This window comes from Clostridium luticellarii (assembly GCF_002995845.1).
GTDB classification, from domain to species: domain Bacteria; phylum Bacillota; class Clostridia; order Clostridiales; family Clostridiaceae; genus Clostridium_B; species Clostridium_B luticellarii.
Window position 1 is genome coordinate 14,994 of record NZ_PVXP01000033.1, and the last position, 17,752, is coordinate 32,745.

17 protein-coding genes and 1 other RNA gene are annotated in these 17,752 nt (G+C 35.6%); 16 read left to right on the plus strand and 2 right to left on the minus strand.

Annotated elements, in window-relative coordinates; translation table 11 throughout:
* The first annotated feature begins 3 nt into the window (after positions 1-3).
* The 15 genes from yajC to ssrS all read left to right on the plus strand — a co-directional run bounded on the left by yajC (position 4) and on the right by ssrS (position 14,832).
* Complete coding sequence (yajC, locus tag CLLU_RS11175; RefSeq protein ID WP_106009869.1) at positions 4-327, plus strand: preprotein translocase subunit YajC; 324 nt, start codon at positions 4-6, stop codon at positions 325-327.
* A 60-nt stretch (positions 328-387) separates the two neighbouring features.
* The gene (locus CLLU_RS11180) at positions 388-759 is read left to right on the plus strand and encodes a TIGR04086 family membrane protein (protein ID WP_106009870.1); all 372 of its coding nucleotides are present in this window, start codon (positions 388-390) and stop codon (positions 757-759) included.
* Between the two features lie 91 nt (positions 760-850).
* Positions 851-988 carry a six-cysteine ranthipeptide SCIFF gene (gene scfA, locus CLLU_RS11185; protein ID WP_106009871.1) on the plus strand — a complete coding sequence of 46 codons (138 nt, stop codon included), beginning with the start codon at positions 851-853 and terminating at the stop codon, positions 986-988.
* A gap of 88 nt (positions 989-1,076) precedes the next feature.
* On the plus strand, positions 1,077-2,435 hold the full coding sequence (scfB, locus tag CLLU_RS11190) for a thioether cross-link-forming SCIFF peptide maturase (RefSeq protein ID WP_106009872.1): 1,359 nt from the start codon (positions 1,077-1,079) through the stop codon (positions 2,433-2,435).
* A 141-nt stretch (positions 2,436-2,576) separates the two neighbouring features.
* On the plus strand, positions 2,577-3,854 hold the full coding sequence (gene secD, locus CLLU_RS11195; protein WP_106009873.1) for a protein translocase subunit SecD: 1,278 nt from the start codon (positions 2,577-2,579) through the stop codon (positions 3,852-3,854).
* A 10-nt stretch (positions 3,855-3,864) separates the two neighbouring features.
* Positions 3,865-4,737 carry a protein translocase subunit SecF gene (gene secF, locus CLLU_RS11200; protein ID WP_207655994.1) on the plus strand — a complete coding sequence of 291 codons (873 nt, stop codon included), beginning with the start codon at positions 3,865-3,867 and terminating at the stop codon, positions 4,735-4,737.
* Between the two features lie 161 nt (positions 4,738-4,898).
* Entirely contained in the window at positions 4,899-5,747 is an 849-nt protein-coding gene (locus CLLU_RS11205) for a DHH family phosphoesterase (RefSeq protein ID WP_106009875.1), read from the plus strand.
* 125 nt (positions 5,748-5,872) lie between these two features.
* Positions 5,873-6,391 carry an adenine phosphoribosyltransferase gene (locus CLLU_RS11210; protein WP_106009876.1) on the plus strand — a complete coding sequence of 173 codons (519 nt, stop codon included), beginning with the start codon at positions 5,873-5,875 and terminating at the stop codon, positions 6,389-6,391.
* A gap of 175 nt (positions 6,392-6,566) precedes the next feature.
* Positions 6,567-8,741 carry a RelA/SpoT family protein gene (locus tag CLLU_RS11215; protein WP_106009877.1) on the plus strand — a complete coding sequence of 725 codons (2,175 nt, stop codon included), beginning with the start codon at positions 6,567-6,569 and terminating at the stop codon, positions 8,739-8,741.
* Between the two features lie 25 nt (positions 8,742-8,766).
* Positions 8,767-9,216 (plus strand): D-aminoacyl-tRNA deacylase, encoded by a 450-nt coding sequence (gene dtd, locus CLLU_RS11220; RefSeq protein WP_106009878.1) that lies wholly within the window; start codon positions 8,767-8,769, stop codon positions 9,214-9,216.
* A 30-nt stretch (positions 9,217-9,246) separates the two neighbouring features.
* The gene (locus CLLU_RS11225; protein WP_106009879.1) at positions 9,247-9,849 is read left to right on the plus strand and encodes an MBL fold metallo-hydrolase; all 603 of its coding nucleotides are present in this window, start codon (positions 9,247-9,249) and stop codon (positions 9,847-9,849) included.
* A 22-nt stretch (positions 9,850-9,871) separates the two neighbouring features.
* Positions 9,872-11,302, plus strand: a complete 1,431-nt coding sequence (locus tag CLLU_RS11230; protein WP_106009885.1) for a coproporphyrinogen III oxidase — start codon at positions 9,872-9,874, stop codon at positions 11,300-11,302.
* An 80-nt stretch (positions 11,303-11,382) separates the two neighbouring features.
* Positions 11,383-12,633, plus strand: a complete 1,251-nt coding sequence (gene hisS, locus CLLU_RS11235) for a histidine--tRNA ligase (RefSeq protein WP_106009880.1) — start codon at positions 11,383-11,385, stop codon at positions 12,631-12,633.
* 172 nt (positions 12,634-12,805) lie between these two features.
* On the plus strand, positions 12,806-14,590 hold the full coding sequence (gene aspS / locus CLLU_RS11240; protein WP_106009881.1) for an aspartate--tRNA ligase: 1,785 nt from the start codon (positions 12,806-12,808) through the stop codon (positions 14,588-14,590).
* Positions 14,591-14,655: 65 nt separating this feature from the next.
* Positions 14,656-14,832: non-coding RNA, 6S RNA (gene ssrS / locus CLLU_RS11245), on the plus strand.
* A gap of 67 nt (positions 14,833-14,899) precedes the next feature.
* On the opposite strand, the gene CLLU_RS11250 is transcribed toward ssrS, so the two are convergent.
* Complete coding sequence (locus CLLU_RS11250; RefSeq protein ID WP_106009882.1) at positions 14,900-15,577, minus strand: DUF6483 family protein; 678 nt, start codon at positions 15,575-15,577, stop codon at positions 14,900-14,902.
* Positions 15,578-15,758: 181 nt separating this feature from the next.
* Here CLLU_RS11250 and trhA point away from each other — a divergent pair, with 181 nt between their 5' ends.
* Positions 15,759-16,409, plus strand: coding sequence for a PAQR family membrane homeostasis protein TrhA (trhA, locus tag CLLU_RS11255; RefSeq protein ID WP_106009883.1), 651 nt, complete (start codon positions 15,759-15,761; stop codon positions 16,407-16,409).
* A gap of 70 nt (positions 16,410-16,479) precedes the next feature.
* On the opposite strand, the gene CLLU_RS11260 is transcribed toward trhA, so the two are convergent.
* Positions 16,480-17,577 (minus strand): putative NPN-dependent ornithine cyclodeaminase, encoded by a 1,098-nt coding sequence (locus tag CLLU_RS11260; protein ID WP_106009884.1) that lies wholly within the window; start codon positions 17,575-17,577, stop codon positions 16,480-16,482.
* Positions 17,578-17,752: the final 175 nt, after the last annotated feature.

Genomic DNA, 17,752 nt, shown 5'->3' on the forward strand with positions numbered 1-17,752 from the left:
AAGTTGGATTCATTGATTAGATTGGCGCCATGGATAGTTATAATAGCTTTTTTTTACTTGCTTGTATTTTTGCCAGAGAGCAGAAGAAGGAAGAAATACAATACCATGTTGAGTAATCTTAAAGTAAATGATCAAGTTATTACCAAAGGCGGCATAATTGGTAAAATCATAAATATAAGGGAAAACGAAAGTTTTATAACAATTCAGACAGGTCCTGACAGAATAAAGATAAAGCTTGACAAAACAGGAGTGCTCAATGTGTTATCTGAGAACAAAACCTCAGAAGACTCCGGTGAGAACAAAATTGAAGGAAAAAAAGAAGTTTAGAATTTAGGTATAAAGCATCTTTTATCTACATAGATACTATTAGATAGGAGGTGTTTTAATTTGGAAAGAAGCAATAATTATTTTTCTGCTATAGAAGGAGTTATTAGAGGGTTTATAATTACCGTGGTTTTACTTTTAATATTTGCCGTTGTCATGACTTTTATAGAAGTAAGCTCCCAGATAAGTTATATAGTGTATCTGATTACCACAATACTTAGCATAATGTACGCTTCCATTTACGCAGTGAGGAAAATAGGTGAGAGAGGATGGCTCATAGGAATTATAGTGACCCTTTTATATTTGTTCATACTGTATGTGGTTTCTGTAATTTCCGGAAATTCTGCAGTTATAGGTGTAGCTGGAGTTAAGAGATTGGTACTTGCACTTATAGTAGGCGCCCTGTCTGGAATGATTGGAATTAATCTGAAGTAGCTTTTGTATGAATTTGACTTCACTTTATTTTATAAATTATTTATGTTATAATCAGTCAGAAAGACATCTTTAATTAATGGAGGAGTTTAATATGAAGCATATAAAAACTATAAGTAATACTAATATAAAAGACAGCCTAAAGAAACCGGGATGTAAAGAATGTGCTAATTCATGCCAGTCAGCATGCAAAACTTCTTGCACAGTTGCCAATTTGGCTTGTGAAAACTAACATAAATTTTAGGCAGTAACAAATTAAACAGTTACTGCCTAAAATTATGCTGCTGAGATTATTGTTTTTGATTGTAGGAGGGAAAAATTTGGCTAATATTCATAAATTCATGCAGGGCGGGTACCGTTATGTGTTGGATATAAATTCTGGGGCACTTCATGAAGTTGACCAGCTGGTGTATGATATCCTGGATGATGAAAAACTGCCTGGTCCTGAAGAGACGCTGGAAATGCTCAAAGATAAATATGAAAAAGAAGATATTGTCCAGGCGTATGAAGAAATAGAAGAATTAATTAAAGAGGACATGCTATATTCGAAGGATCTCTATGAAAACATTGCACTTAAGAATGACAATTCAAAATCCTATATAAAGGCATTATGCTTGAATATAGCCCACGACTGTAATTTAAGGTGTAAGTATTGTTTTGCAGATGAAGGCGAGTACAGGGGAAGCAGAAAACTTATGTCTGCAGATATAGGAAAAAGAGCTATTGATTTTGTCATAGAAAAATCTGGTCCTAGAAAAAATATAGAAGTTGACTTGTTTGGCGGTGAGCCCCTCATGGCTTTTGATGCCGTAAGGGAGATTGTAGACTACGCAAAATCTCAGGAAAAAATACACAATAAAAGTATAAGATTTACTATGACTACCAATGCCACACTTTTAAATGATGAAATAATGGATTATCTGGATAAAAATATGGGAAATATAGTGTTGAGCATTGACGGAAGAAAAGAAGTAAATGACAGAGTAAGAGTGAGGATAGATGGAAGTGGAACCTTTGACTCCATACTGCCCAAGATTAAAAAAATGGTAAAAATGAGGGATAAATCCAAACAATACTATGCCCGGGGAACTTTCACCAGAAAAAATACGGATTTTTTCAAGGATATAAAGTATCTTGCGGATGAAGGATTTGATGAAATATCCATAGAGCCTGTGGTACTTCCTGAGGACAATCCACTGTCAATAAGGGAGGAGGATCTGCCAATCATCTATGAACAGTATGACAAGCTGTATGGAGAGATGCTTCGAAACAATGGAAAGTTTAAATTCTATCATTTTAATATAGATATTACTGGGGGACCTTGTGTATATAAAAGAATATCGGGCTGTGGAGCGGGACATGAATATGTAGCCATAACTCCTGATGGAGACATATATCCGTGCCATCAATTTGTGGGCAATAAAGATTTTAAAATGGGAAATCTAAAGGATTGGAACAATTTAAGAAAGGATATTGCCCAGGAGTTTAAGGAAGCCCATATATATAATAAACCTAAATGCAGGGAGTGCTGGGCAAGATTTTACTGCAGCGGCGGATGCCAGGCAAACAATTATAATTTTAATGGAGATATGAAGGAGCCCTATGCATTGGGGTGTAAAATGCAAAAAAAGAGAATCGAGTGTGCTGTTGCCCTTAAAGCCAGAACAATGAAAAAATGACCGACATTTTACATAAAGTTAATATATAATGCAATTCTATTTAAGTTTATAGTATTGACGGTATTTTCACTAAGTAATATAATTTTTAATGTGGGCTGTTGTAAAAAAATAGTATTTATTTACAGGTTAAGGAGGATGAAGATGAAATCTAAGGTAAAAAGTACCATAGTTTTCTTCCTGTGCATAATTTTAATAGGTTTTTTAGCTTATTCGGGAGTATATGGGGTGACTTTAGGAGGATATAAACTGAAGCCTTTTAGTGAAGTGATAAACAGGGGACTTGATCTTCAAGGCGGAGTTTCTGTACTTGAAGAAGTTCAGGGAAATAATGTGGATCAAAAGACCATGGACAGAACAGTGGAACTTTTGTCTATGAGAGTTAATAAATTGGGAGTAAGTGAAACAGTAGTTGCCAGAGAAGGGCAGAAGAGAATAAGAATTGACATACCGGGAAAATTTGATGCCAAGGAAGTAATAGACGGTGTGGCAAAAACCGGTGAGCTTAAATTTGTAGGTCCTGATAATAAGACCATACTTACTGGTAAAGATGTAAAAGATGCCACTGCTTCCATTGATTCTACAAATGGGAATCAAGCTGTGATAAATCTGGAATTGAATCAGCAGGGAGCCAAAAAGTTTTCAGATGCAACCCAGAAATTTATGGGGCAGACAATTGCAATTTATCTGGATGATCAAAAGCTTACTGAACCGCAGGTGGATGCACACATAACAGATGGAAGAGCTACCATAAGCGGCAAGAACCAGACTCTTGAGGAGGCACAAAGGCAGGCTGATTTGATAAAATCAGGAGCACTTCCTGTTACGGTAAAACCCGTACAGGTTAAAACTATAGGAGCCTCTCTGGGATCCAATGCCCTTCCGCTAAGTGTAATGGCTGGTAAAATTGGAATAGGGCTTGTAATGCTGTTCATGCTTTTATATTATAGATTGCCCGGACTTATTGCGGATATAGCGCTTACTCTTTATGTATACATAGTTTTGGCAGCTTTTGCCAGTGTAAATGTGACACTCACCCTGGCTGGTATCGCAGCATTTCTTTTAACGGTTGGAATGGCAGTGGATGCCAATATACTCATATTTGAAAGAACTAAGGAGGAACTCAAAAGTGGAAGAACAGTTAAGGCATCTATAGATGCAGGTTTTCGAAGAGCCATGAGTTCAATTCTGGATTCAAATATTACGTCCATTATATGCGGATTTGTGCTTTATAATGTGGGAACAGGTTCTGTAAAAGGATTTGCCCTTACACTGATCATAGGTGTGGCTTTAAGTATGTTTACTGCAGTAACTGTAACCAGAACCCTTATGAAATTGGTAGCTAACATAGGATGGTTTAATCATAAGCAGACTATTGGGACTTTTGGTGTACATGATTTTAGAAAGGGGTTAGTAAAATAGCATGAATGGTATATATAAAATTGTTGAAAAAAGAAAGATATGGTTTACTATTTCCCTTATAATAATTGTAATTGGAATGTTCACTATGGCTACAAAAGGACTGGAGTATGGATTGGATTTTAAAGGCGGTACCATAGTGGAGATAAATTTAGGCACGGATTTTAACAAAGCAGATGTGGATGGCATAATAAAGAAATATTCTACTGATTTTCAATCCAATAAATCCGACAATAAATCTATAACTATAAAGGCTACCTCACTTACCAATGACGATGTAAGTAAAATTGTGAAGGATGTCAAGGCTAAATACAAGAAGAGCAGTCTGACAAACCAGGAAAATATAGGAGCTGTTATAGGAAAGGAAACCAGGATCAAAGCTTTAGAAGCCATTGTTATAGCCATTGTAGCCATGTTTATATATATAGGTATAAGATTTGAGCTCAGTTTTGGTATGGCAGCTATTGTATCCTTAATTCATAATGTACTTGTAATGCTGTCTGTTTATGCGGTACTTAGAGTTTCCATAGATTCCAATTTTATAGCAGCAGCACTTACAGTTATAGGGTATTCAATACATGATACCATAGTTGTTTTTGACAGGATAAGAGAAAATCAAAAATATATGAGAAGGGTGGATCCTATAATTGTGGCAGATGCCAGCGTCACACAGACACTGGCCAGATCCATAAATACCGTACTTACCGTTGTAATAACCTTGACTGCTGTATATATTTTAGTTCCTTCCGTTAGGGTTTTTTCGGAGCCCATTCTGATAGGAATAATTACAGGATGTTATTCTTCCATATGTATAGCTAGTCCATGCTGGGTTATCATAAAAAAACATATGCTGAAGAATAGAAAAAAATCACATGAAACCACATAACTGACATTTAAAAATTACATTCAATATGATAAAATAAAAAATCCAGAGTATATTGAAACTCTGGATTTTTTTATTGTAGAAAATCTAACTATACTGTATTTGTAATAGAAGACAATATCATTTATAATATAAGTGCTTTCGATAAATTTGGAGGTCTTATTATGGAGATGCAAAAAGAAAACATACAGGGTTTTAATTTTTTGGGCATGAAAAACCCATTTCTTTTGAGAAACATGGGGGAAGCTTTAAAAAGAATAATAGAAGCTGTAAATGAAAGAGAAAAAATAGTTATATATGGCACTTGTGATTTAGATGGTATAACTTCGGTGTCTTTGTTATTACTTGTACTTAAATATCTAAATGCAGATGTAGAATATTTCATATCTGATGAGATCAATGATTTTGATATAAAATCGGATATAATAGAAAACCACATAAAGTTTTTAGGTGCGAAGCTTATAATAACTGCAGGATGCGGTATCAATTCTGTTTCTCAGATAGAATTGTGTAAAAATTTAGGAATTGATGTTATAATAACAGATTACCATAAAAGTAAAGGGGTTTTACCAGGAACCATTATTGTGGATCCGAATCAAAAACAATGTACATATCCGTATAAAGATCTAACTGCAGCAGGATTGACTTTTAAATTGTGTCAGGCCGTATCAATGTACTATGAAATGAAATGTATAGGGAAATACCTTGATCTTGTGGCACTGGGAATTCTTTCAAGGCAGGCAGATATAAGTGGTGAAAATAGAATTATGGTTAACCAGGGCATATATTGTATAAATTATACAAATAACTATGGAGTAAGGGCTATGCTCAAGGTGAATGACATTTCAAACGTGAACAGAAAAAGTATATGTGAGCTTTCCAGCAAAATGATGTGTTCAATAAAAAACAAGAGATATATAGACAATGCAAGAATTACAGTAGAACTTTTCATAACAGAAAATATGGATAGGGCAGAGCAGATAGCCAAGTATTTGAAAAATGAAATTGTGTGATATGCAAATGCTGTGACTTGAATATTTGCCAAGGTTTAATATATAATTATAGAATAGAGGAAATATTTAATCAGGGTTAGAAATTCAGCTGTAAAATTATAAAGTCATTTTGAGGGGGAGTATAAGTGGATCTAAAAAACAATATAAGAGTGATAGAGGGATTTCCCAAAAAAGGAATAAGTTTTAAAGATGTCACTACTTTACTTAAGGATAAAGATGCTTTTAAATATACTGTGGATAAAATATCTGCATATTTGAAAAATAGGAATATAGATATAGTTGTGGGCCCTGAAGCAAGAGGTTTTTTGTTTGGGGCACCTATAGCCTATGCCATAGGTGCTGGTTTTGTACCTGTTAGGAAAAAAGGGAAGCTGCCTTGTGAAACTTTGAAAACCACCTATTCTCTGGAATATGGCAATGATGAACTGGAGATGCACAAAGATGCAATAGAACCCGGGCAGAGAGTTGCAATAGTTGACGATCTGCTTGCAACTGGAGGAACTACTAGGTCTGTGGTAAAACTGGTGGAGGAAGCCGGTGGAAAAGTTGAAGCTGTAGAATTTGTAATAGAATTAACGGGGCTCAGGGGAAGGGAAAAATTAAAGGGTTATGATGTCAATTCTTTAATTCAATACGATGTTTAAAGTTTATCCGATAAGGTTCAGGATACGAAAAGCATTTCTCATTGGTAAACTCCATCTGGATCAGAGAACCGCTTGATCAATTTTAAATTGCAAGTTTTAATGGTATATAATATAATGTTAATAAAAAATAATGGCTGGTTTAATAGACCAGCCATTGATTTTGAGGAGTACCGGTATGTTAGAACGATTAATAGAGTTAATAGATAAAAATTGCAATAATGTAGATAAAGATATGGTCAAAAAAGCTTATTATTTTGCCGATAAAGCTCATAAAAAGCAGAAAAGGGAATCTGGTGAACCCTATATAATGCATCCTGTAGAAGTGGCTTGTATATTGGCGGAAATGGGTCTGGATACGGGTACCATAGTAGCGGGACTTCTGCATGATGTGATTGAAGATACTAACTTTAATCATGAAGATGTAAGCAGAGAATTTAGTCCTGAGGTGGCAAACCTTGTGGAAGGTGTCACTAAGCTGGGGAAAATAGAATATAAAACCAAAGAGGAGCAGCAGGCGGATAATGTGAGAAAAATGCTGCTTGCCATGGCAGATGATATCAGAGTCATACTTATAAAGCTAGCAGACAGGCTTCATAATATGAGAACATTAAAGTATCTGCCTGTGGAAAAGCAGAAGGAAAAAGCCAAGGAAACCTTTGATATATATGCACCACTGGCGCATAGGCTGGGAATGTCGAAAATTAAATGGGAGCTTGAAGATCTGGCTTTTAGATATATAAATCAAAATGAATACTATTTTATAGTGAGGAAAATTGCGGAAAAAAGGGTAGAGAGGGAAAAATATATAGATCAGATAATAAAACAGTTAAAAGAAAATTTGAAGAAGGCCGGTATAGAGTCAGATATTGAGGGTAGGCCAAAGCATTTTTACAGTATCTATAGAAAAATGGTGAAGAAAAATAAAACCATAGATCAAATTTTTGATTTGACTGCTGTGAGAATTTTGGTGGATAATGTAAAAGATTGTTATGCTTCTCTTGGAATAGCCCATACTATATATAAACCTATACCAGGAAGGTTTAAGGATTACATTGCCATGCCAAAACCCAATATGTATCAGTCACTGCATTCCACTGTCATAGGACCCCAGGGAAAGCCCTTTGAAATACAGATAAGGACTTTTGAAATGCACAAGACTGCGGAATATGGTATAGCAGCTCACTGGAAGTATAAAGAAGGTGTGGAAACTGCAAATGATATAGATAAAAAACTCACCTGGCTCAGGGAAATGCTGGAATGGCAGAGAGAAACTTCGGATGCAGAAGAATTCATGGAGAGGTTCAAAATAGACCTGTTTTCAGATGAAGTATTTGTATTTACGCCTAAAGGTACTGTTATAAATCTGCCCTATGAGGCAACTCCTATAGATTTTGCCTATAAAATACATACAGACATAGGAAACAGCTGTATTGGGGCAAAAGTCAGCGGAAAGATGGTACCTCTGGATTATCATTTGAAAACCGGTGAAATTGTAGAAATACTTGTATCCAGTACGCCCAAAGGCCCCAGTATCGACTGGCTGAATGTAGTCAAGAGCAATCAGGCCAAAAGCAAGATAAGGTCCTGGTTTAAAAAGGCCAAAAGAGAAGAAAATATATTGAAGGGAAAAGAGCTGCTGGAAAAGGAGACTAAGAAACAGGGATATAATTTTGGAGAAATTGCAAAAGGTGAAATTATAAATTCTGTACTAAAAAAATATAATATGAATTCTCTGGATGATCTTTATGCTTCAGTGGGAGTTGGCGGTTTGAATCCTTCCACCATAGTTTTGAAGATGAAGGATATGTATATTCAAACTACCAAAATGGATATTGATGATTGGAAAAAGATAAAGGATAAACTGGATAAATTTACAGCTAAACCACATAGGAAACGTAAAGATTCACCGGGAGTGATTGTAAAGGGTGAAACCAATGTTCTTGTTAGATTTGCAAAATGCTGTAATCCAGTACCAGGAGATTTTATAATAGGATATATAACCAAGGGAAGGGGAGTTTCCATTCATAGGAGAGATTGTAAAAATATAGAGTTTTTACTAAAAAACAAAAACAACAAGGTAGTGGATGTGAGCTGGGGAAAACCCAAGGGAGAATACATTACTGAAATTAAAATAGAAGGTGATGACAGGCAGAAGCTTTTATCTGAATTGATGGACATAATAAATGACAGCAAAATTTGTCTCTATGCTGTAAATGCCAAACCGGTTAGGGGTGGAATAGCTGTTATAGATATGAAGCTGAAGATATCAAGTATTGATGAGCTTAAAGATGTGATGAGAAAGCTTAGAAAGGTGAAGGGAGTTAAGGAGGTCTACAGGACAAAAAACTAACTATTATATTGTGAGGTGTTGTTTTATGCGTGCTGTAATTCAGAGGGTCAAAAGTTCTAAAGTTGAAGTGGATGGAAGGGTTATAGGCAAAATAGAGAGAGGATTAAATGTGCTTTTGGGGATATCCGTAGACGATAAAGATGAAGATATTACCTATATGAAAGATAAAATACTGAATTTAAGGATATTTGAGGATGAAAATGGAAAGTTGAACAAATCACTTCTTGACGTAAAAGGAGAATTGCTAGTAATTTCACAATTTACCCTGTATGGGGATTGTAGAAAAGGGAGAAGACCAAGCTTTATAAGAGCTCTGTCGGGAGATAAGGCCCAGGGTCTGTATGAGAAATTTGTAAGTGAGTGCAGAAATTCAGTGGAAAAAGTGGAGACTGGTAAATTTGGTGCAGATATGATGGTAACCATAGAAAATGATGGTCCGGTAACCATAATGGCTGATAGTGAAAAGAAATTCTAGGATAAATTGATCAATAAAGGAGGTACTTTTATGAAATTAAGAAAATTAGTTGTGGGGGTTTATGCTGCTAATTGTTATATATTATCGGATGAAAATACAGCAGAGTGTGCAGTAATCGATCCTGGTGGAGATTTAAATGATATACTAAAGGTCATAGATGCTTCTAAATGCAAGGTAAAGTATATACTGCTGACTCATGGTCATGCAGATCATATGGAAGCAGCTGAACAGGTGAAAAGTAGATATAACGCCCCTATAGGCATAAACAAGCTGGACTATGAAATGATACAGAGAGGAGAGCTTATGTATGGCACTATGACTGAAGAACCGGATATTTATTTCAAAGACAACCAGATATTTGAAATTGGAGATATGAAGCTGAAAGTGGTATTCACTCCCGGGCATACACCTGGAGGGGTGAGTTTTTTAGTTGAAAATCTGGCCTTCACCGGAGATACACTCTTTCAGGGTTCTGTTGGCAGAACTGATTTTGCCGGAGGGGATTATAATACGATTATAGCCAGTATAAAAAATAGGCTTATGGTTCTTCCAGATGAGACAGAAGTACTGCCGGGTCATGGACTTAAAAGCTTTATTGGAAAGGAGAAAATCTACAATTCGTTCTTGCAGTAGCAGAATGCCGATTTGCGTAAATATGAAAATAAAAGTTAAATTAAACCCTGACAGGTACAGATATCAAGTGTTTCAAATAATCAATTTGTTTTATGAGCTCACAGATATAATTTTTGTAAAAGATGAAAACTGGGATTTTAGAATTGAAGAAATTCAAAATACCATTTCAGTAGAGGACAGGCAGAGTATTCATAAAATAAAATTTCAAAATGATCTGACAGATAATGAAAATATAAAAAAAGCAGTATTTTTATATTTTAGTCAGAGGATAAAAAGGAGGCTGCCCTGGGGTACTCTGATTGGAATAAGGCCGAGCAAAATAGCTTTTAAGCTGATAAAAGAAGGTAAGAGCCAGCAGGGTATAGTGGAGTATTTTCACAGACATTTTTGCTGTGAAAATGAAAAAGCACAGCTTTGTATTGATATAGCAAATGGCGAAAGGAAAGTGGTAAACACCAGCAGTAAAAATGTAAGTGTGTATATAGGCATGCCTTTTTGTCCTACCAGGTGCATTTACTGTTCTTTTGCCTCCAATTCAATTGAAAAGTGCAAGAATATTGTAGGAGATTATCTCAATGGGCTTACTTATGAATTGAGACAGATTTCAAGCTATATAAAAAAGCATGACTTGAATATAGAATGTGTTTATTTTGGTGGAGGTACTCCCACCTCTATAAGTGATGAAAAATTTGAAAAAATAATGAATGAAATATATAATGATTTTGTATGTCATTGTAAAATAAAAGAATTTGATGTGGAATGCGGCAGACCGGACAGTATAACTTTGAATAAATTGGAAATTATGAAGAAATATAAGGTAAATAGGATAAGTATAAATCCACAGACAATGAATGATGATACACTGAAGTTTATTGGGAGAAGACATTCCGTGAAGGATATAAGGGAAAAATTTCATATGGCAAGGCAGTGCGGATTTGACAATATAAACATGGATATAATTGTAGGCCTTCCCGGTGAGGGCATGGATCATATGAATAGAACCTGTGAGGAGATAGAAAGACTCTCTCCGGACAATCTTACAGTGCATGGACTGTCTTTAAAAAGAGGATCCAGGCTGTATGAAAATATAATGAACAATGTGAAATACTCCATTGCCGGAAGCAGGGAATTGAATTCTATGTATGAGAGAGCGGCTTTTTTGGCCAGGACTTTGAATATGAAGCCATATTACATGTACAGACAAAAAAATATGGTGGGCAATATGGAGAATGTAGGGTACAGAAAATCCAGTAATTCAGGAATTTACAATATAGAAATGATCGAAGAGCAGCAGACCATAATAGCTTGTGGAGCTGATGCAGTTACCAAAGTTATATTTTTAGATGAAAATAGACTGGAAAGACAGGCAAATGTAAAGGATGTGAGAGAGTACGTAAACAGGGTGGATGAGATGGTTCAAAAGAAAATAAAACTTCTGGACACATTGTATTGAATTCAATTAATATATTGCAAGTAGATTGTGAGAAAATACGCGGCTTTTTCACCGTGCAGATAGGGAGGAAACAAAGTATTATGATTATACAAGCACCTAGAGGTACCAAGGATATATTGCCTACGGAGTCTTATAAATGGCATTATGTAGAGAATATATTTAAAAATATAGCGGTTTCTTATGGATACAGAGAGATAAGGACTCCTGTGTTTGAATATACGGAGCTTTTTGAAAGAGGAGTAGGAGAAACTACGGATGTGGTTCAGAAAGAGATGTACACATTTGAAGATAAATCAGGAAGAAGTCTTACTCTCAAGGCAGAGGGAACTTCGCCGGCAGTAAGGGCTTTTGTGGAGAGCAGTTTGTACAATGAGGCACAGCCTACTAAATTGTTTTATTTTACACCGGTTTTAAGATATGAAAGCGTCCAAAAAGGCAGGCTTAGAGAGCACCATCAATTTGGGATAGAAGCTTTTGGCGCCGGGGAAGCTTCGCTGGATGCGGAAGTCATAAGCCTGGCAATGAGAGTGTATAGGGAACTGGGGATAAAAGGTCTGGAACTTAATATAAACAGTATAGGATGTCCCAAATGCAGAAAGAAATATAATGAGATTTTGAAGAGTTTTTTGTCTGAAAGATACGATGAATTGTGTGATACCTGCAAGAGCAGATTTCACAAAAATCCCATGAGAATACTTGACTGCAAAGAGGACAGCTGCAAAAGAATAGTGAAAGAGGCACCGCTGATACTGGATTATCTCTGTGATGAATGCAAAGAGCATTTTGAAGCTTTACAGGATTATTTAACTGCTCTCGGAATAAAATATAAGATAAATCCACTTATAGTGAGAGGACTTGATTATTACAGCAAAACTGTATTTGAAATAATCGACAAGAACATAACTGTATGTGGAGGTGGAAGATATGATTATCTTATAGAAGAAGTGGGAGGCCCCAAAATGCCTGCTGTAGGATTTGGCATGGGAATAGAGAGAACACTTCTTACATTGGAGGAAAATGACATAGAAATACCAAAACTCCCCTATATAGATCTGTATATAGGCTCTATGGGAGACAAGGCCGGTATAAAGGCACTTCAGCTGGCTAATGAATTGAGGGAGAGAAATTTAAGGTGTGAATGTGATCATATGAATAGAAGTGTGAAAGCTGAAATGAAATATGCCAATAAGATAGACGTCAGATTTACAGCTATAATAGGTGAAAATGAGCTGCAGTCGAATTCTGCTAAATTCAAGAGAATGTCTGATGGAGAGCAATTTGAAATTTCTCTGGACAATATAGATGAAATCTTGAATGTGGTTAAGCTATAAAATTTAAATGGTCAAATAATGAGAGAATAGGAGTTGAAAAACCGTTAGATAACATTATTGAAACAGCTATAATGTTAAATATACCTTGGAGTGCTGGACCAGGGAAGTTTAACTTCATGCACAATGAACAGGTAGGATGCCTTTATTTAAGGGTATTATATGACGGAATATAATGGGAGAATCGTTGAATGGTCTTAAGAGAACTCATATGTGTGGAGAACTTAGAGAAAGCAATATAGGTGAAAAAATCACAGTGATGGGGTGGGTCCAAAGGAAAAGAAACTTAGGCGGTCTGGTATTTGTGGACTTGAGGGACAGAACTGGAATACTTCAAATTGTGTTTGGAGAAAAGATAAACAGAGAAGCGTTCCAAAAGTCGGATAATGTGAAATCCGAATATTGTATAGCTGCCACCGGAGTTATTGTAAAAAGAGAATCACCTAATAAGGGAATTCCAACAGGTATGGTGGAACTGAAGGGGGAATATATAAAAATATTTTCGGAATCTGAAACGCCGCCTATATATATAAAGGAAAATCTGGATACAGATGAGAATATAAGATTAAAATACAGATATCTTGACTTGAGAAGACCTGATATGCAGAGAATACTTAGATTGAGACACAGGACTGCTAAAGTCATAAGAGATTTTATGGACGAAGAGGGCTTTGCGGAAATAGAAACTCCGATACTTGGTAAAAGTACACCGGAGGGTGCCAGGGATTATCTTGTACCCAGCAGAAATTATAAAGGCAAATTCTATGCTCTTCCTCAATCCCCCCAGCTTTTCAAACAGCTTTTGATGGTTTCGGGGTTTGATAGATATTTTCAGATAGTTAAATGCTTCAGAGATGAGGATTTAAGAGCAAATAGACAGCCTGAATTCACTCAGGTGGATATGGAGCTTTCTTTTGTGGAGCAGGAGGATGTGATGGCCTTAAATGAAAGGCTGCTTCAGAGGGTATTTAAGAAGATTTTAAATTTGGATATAAAACTCCCTATAGAGAGAATGCCCTATAGGATTGCCATGGAGAAATATGGCAGCGATAAACCGGACTTAAGATTTGGAATGGAGATAAATGATATAACTGATGTGGTCGAAAATACAGATTTCAAGGTATTCCAAAATGCCATTGAAAAGGGCGGATCCGTAAGAGCTATAAAAGTTGATGGAGCTGCTTCCATGAGCAGAAAACAAATTGATAAGCTGGTGGAGTTTGTAAAAGATTATGGAGCCAAGGGACTTGTATGGATAGAGTACAGGGAAAATGAAGTTAAATCCTCAGCATCGAAGTTTTTATCCGAAGAGGACATGAAGGCAATATTTAATAAAATGAAAGCAGAGCCTGGAGATCTTGTGCTTATAGCTGCTGATAAAGATAAAGTTGTATTTGACAGTCTAGGTGCACTTAGAGTTCATATGGCAAAGGAGACTGGACTTCTGAAAGACAACAACGAGTTCAGATTTGTATGGGTAACGGAATTTCCTCTCCTGTCCTATAATGAAGAGGAGAAAAGATATCAGGCGGAACACCATCCATTTACCATGCCTATGGATGAAGATATACAATATCTTGACAGTGATCCGGGCAGAGTGAGAGCCAAGGCTTATGACATAGTATTAAACGGAGAGGAATTAGGTGGAGGCAGCATAAGGATACACGATACCAAGCTTCAGGAAAAAATGTTTCAGGTAATTGGAATTGCACAGGAAAATGCCTGGGATAAATTTGGATACCTTTTAGAGGCGTTTAAATTTGGACCGCCGCCACATGGAGGCTTGGCTTATGGATTCGATAGAATGATAATGTTTTTGGCAAAAACCGACAATATAAAAGATGTGATAGCTTTTCCTAAAAATCAAAATGCATTTTGTCCATTAACAGAGGCTCCAAATGTAGTTGATGAATCACAGCTAAAAGAGCTGGGAATAAATATAAATAGGGTAAAAGAATGAACAAGACAATAAATATCTGTAGAAATGAAGATAAAATAAAAAAAATGTAGTATAATAATATTGTAGGATTCCTGCTGTGTACGTTGAATGAGTTGATGTTGACCGAACATTTTATAAAAGGGAATTTAACTCTTCTTGTGGAATGAAACCTGATTTGCTTCGGGCACAAGAAGCAAGAAGGAGATGCCCACCTGCTGGGAGCGGGTTCAAAGTAACTCACGAGACGGCATGGTGGGAATTTGTATTTCAAGATACTGGAATAAATTTCATTTTACACAATTATTTCTTATTGGCAAACTGCATTTGAGCCTAAGAATCACTTGATAAATTGGCTTTTAAAGAAGAAAGGGAATCCAGTATTTCTTCTCTGGGAAGATTACCTGCTGACAATTCACTGTTGCTTTTCAATAAAAGGTTATTGTAGAATTTTATTGAATAATTTATCATATCAGTACTGTAATTACTTTCTTCCAGCAGTTCATATACTATATTTTCAGCCTTATCGTATCTGCAGGACTTTATATGATAAGCTATGATCTGATTTTGAAGTTCATAGGACAATTTGTACTGGCATACTTTTCCTATAATTGAATCTATGTCTGTAAAATAAGAGCTCAGCTCACAGTCATCCTCTCTGCCTGAGTTTAAATAGGCATTTAAAAATAAATGCAGGGATTTCTGATTTATGTAAAATGAATAGTCCAGTTCATTTTGAATTTCTAAAATAGTGCCCTCTTCTTCCAGTAATTTGGCCATTATTATGCATTTGTCCGTATTTATAGTGCCCTTGTCTTTTACCATATCCATCAAGTTTTCCACGGAAAGGGAGTTGAAAAATTTCAAGCTCAGTCTGAACATATCTTTAAAAGCTGCATCAATTAAATTTAAAGCCTCCTCATAATTTTTACTTTTTTTATTGTCCAGTATTTTTATTAACAACTCGTTAAATTTTTTTATCAATTCTGCGGTTATAGTTCTTTTTAGCATTATTCATACCTCCAGGGTTTTATAATAATATTATACTAAAAAATTATTTTATTTACTATAAAAAGCTTAATAAATGTTGAAGGACTGTATTCATTGTGATATTATAATATATATAGTATGTAGTCTTAAAAACTACATCATACATATATTGATGTTTAAATTTTATTGAGGAGTGATAAATGTGGATAACCAAGTGAAATTTTATACCAGAGGAGAGGAGATAGCAAATGCTGTGACTCACGGTATTGGGACCCTGCTTTCAATTGCAGCCCTTGTTCTTCTAATTGTTTTTTCAGTTGAAAAAGGTGATAAGTGGTACGTTATAAGCTATACCATATATGGAATCTCCATGTTTATTTTGTATTTGGGCTCCACATTATATCACAGTATAACCAATGTAAGAGCCAAAAAGATTTTTAGAATATTTGATCATGCATCTATTTATCTGCTTATTGCCGGAACCTATACACCATTTACCCTGACTATTTTAAGAAGTTCCGTAGGATGGGCAATTTTTGGAATAATATGGACACTGGCTATTCTGGGAATAATAATGAAGGTATTCTGGGTGGGAAAGTATGAAGTTGCATCTACTCTGCTGTATATTTTCATGGGATGGATAATAATTTTTGCCATGAAAAAACTTCTGATATTGTTATCCCCTATGGGAATAGCGCTTTTGGTTGCCGGGGGAATTATATATACCGCAGGAGCCTTTCTCTATATGCTGAACAAAATACCATACAATCATGCTATATGGCATCTTTTTGTCATTGCGGGAAGTGCATGTCACTTTTTCTGCATATTTTTGTATTTGTCTCCCAATTCATAATGGCGGTTAAAGATGCTGGTGAAGTAGAGAATGAATTTCACCAGTATTTTTAATATTGAAAAAGGTAAACTTAATCTCTGCCCACCAAATTGTTGGATACATTTACTATGAAATCCTGGACGTTTGTAACTATGGAGGTTACCTCCAAACTTCCCCTGTCTCTTAATTTGTTCACTACGAATTCTGATATGTCCACAGTATATATATAAACAGGTCGTATCTTTTTACCTTCTATTTTATATACCGGGGTCATGTTACCTGTTGCTATGGTATGAAGCTGAGTTGCCAGACATATAACTGTGGTAGCCTTTTTGCAATAAGATCTCATGGTATCCTGTGCACTGTACACATTTGAGATTACAGGAGGAAGGGGACCATCATCCCTTATAGAACCTGCAAGTATCAATGGGATTTTATTTTTAATACAGGAATATACTACACCATTTTTTATATGCTCTTTTTCTATGAAATCGCGAAAGGATCCGCTTTTTCGGACTTTGTTTATAACATCTATATGGTTGTAATGACCATTTACTACAGAATGTTGAGTGTATATATTTTGTCCAAGAGCTGTTTTAAAAAGAGAACCCTCAAGATCGTGGGTGGCAAGTGCATTCCCGGCAAAGATGCAATCTGCATATCCGTTTTCTATGAGAGACGACATGGCTTTTTTAGAATCAGCATCAAATACTACTGCAGGACCCAGTACCCACAGTATATATCCATTTTCTCTTTCATATTTTAATAATTCATATAAACTGTCGTAATCTTTTGAATAAGCACTTTCTCTGGTTCTCCCTGTCCTAAATGAAAATACCTGGTTCTTCATTTTTGAATTATCTTCAAAACCATCTGTATAGACGAAAATGCCCTGACTGGCATTTTCACTTCTGCCGAGTATTACTTCATCTCCCAATTCAAGATTTCTAAATTCTTTTATACTTAAATTATTGTATTTATCCAATACCGCTACACAATCCATTCGACTTTCTGGTGCCAATATCCATTTCCCGTTTATTTTGAAATATTCAGGGTATATAGAAGTAGCGTGATAGTTGTCAGGAGCTATACCCTTTATTTGTACCTTTTCTGTAAGTACATCAGGGGCGGAAATAAATATTTCATCTGTAAAGTCAGGTGATCGGTATTCTGGTAATTTGAAATTCATTATAAAACCTCCTATGGATTTAGCTAAATATAATTATATCAAAAGATGCAGGCTAAATGCCAGAGATTTGTATTATTGTGAAATAAAAATAGCGATTAATTCAGCATAGTAGTACATATTAAGTTGAGTTTGGGGATATAGTATAAAGAATATAATATTTTATAAAATATTATGG

Excerpts from the sequence above, each read along its gene's own strand:
- scfA (WP_106009871.1), top strand. The coding sequence starts at position 851 with ATGAAGCATATAAAAACTATAAGTAATACTAATATAAAAGACAGCCTA.
- secD (WP_106009873.1), top strand. The coding sequence starts at position 2,577 with ATGAAATCTAAGGTAAAAAGTACCATAGTTTTCTTCCTGTGCATAATT.
- CLLU_RS11205 (WP_106009875.1), top strand. The coding sequence starts at position 4,899 with ATGGAGATGCAAAAAGAAAACATACAGGGTTTTAATTTTTTGGGCATG.
- CLLU_RS11215 (WP_106009877.1), top strand. The coding sequence starts at position 6,567 with ATGTTAGAACGATTAATAGAGTTAATAGATAAAAATTGCAATAATGTA.
- dtd (WP_106009878.1), top strand. The coding sequence starts at position 8,767 with ATGCGTGCTGTAATTCAGAGGGTCAAAAGTTCTAAAGTTGAAGTGGAT.
- CLLU_RS11225 (WP_106009879.1), top strand. The coding sequence starts at position 9,247 with ATGAAATTAAGAAAATTAGTTGTGGGGGTTTATGCTGCTAATTGTTAT.
- CLLU_RS11230 (WP_106009885.1), top strand. The coding sequence starts at position 9,872 with ATGAAAATAAAAGTTAAATTAAACCCTGACAGGTACAGATATCAAGTG.
- hisS (WP_106009880.1), top strand. The coding sequence starts at position 11,383 with ATGATTATACAAGCACCTAGAGGTACCAAGGATATATTGCCTACGGAG.
- aspS (WP_106009881.1), top strand. The coding sequence starts at position 12,806 with ATGGGAGAATCGTTGAATGGTCTTAAGAGAACTCATATGTGTGGAGAA.
- CLLU_RS11250 (WP_106009882.1), bottom strand. The coding sequence starts at position 15,577 with ATGCTAAAAAGAACTATAACCGCAGAATTGATAAAAAAATTTAACGAG.
- CLLU_RS11260 (WP_106009884.1), bottom strand. The coding sequence starts at position 17,577 with ATGAATTTCAAATTACCAGAATACCGATCACCTGACTTTACAGATGAA.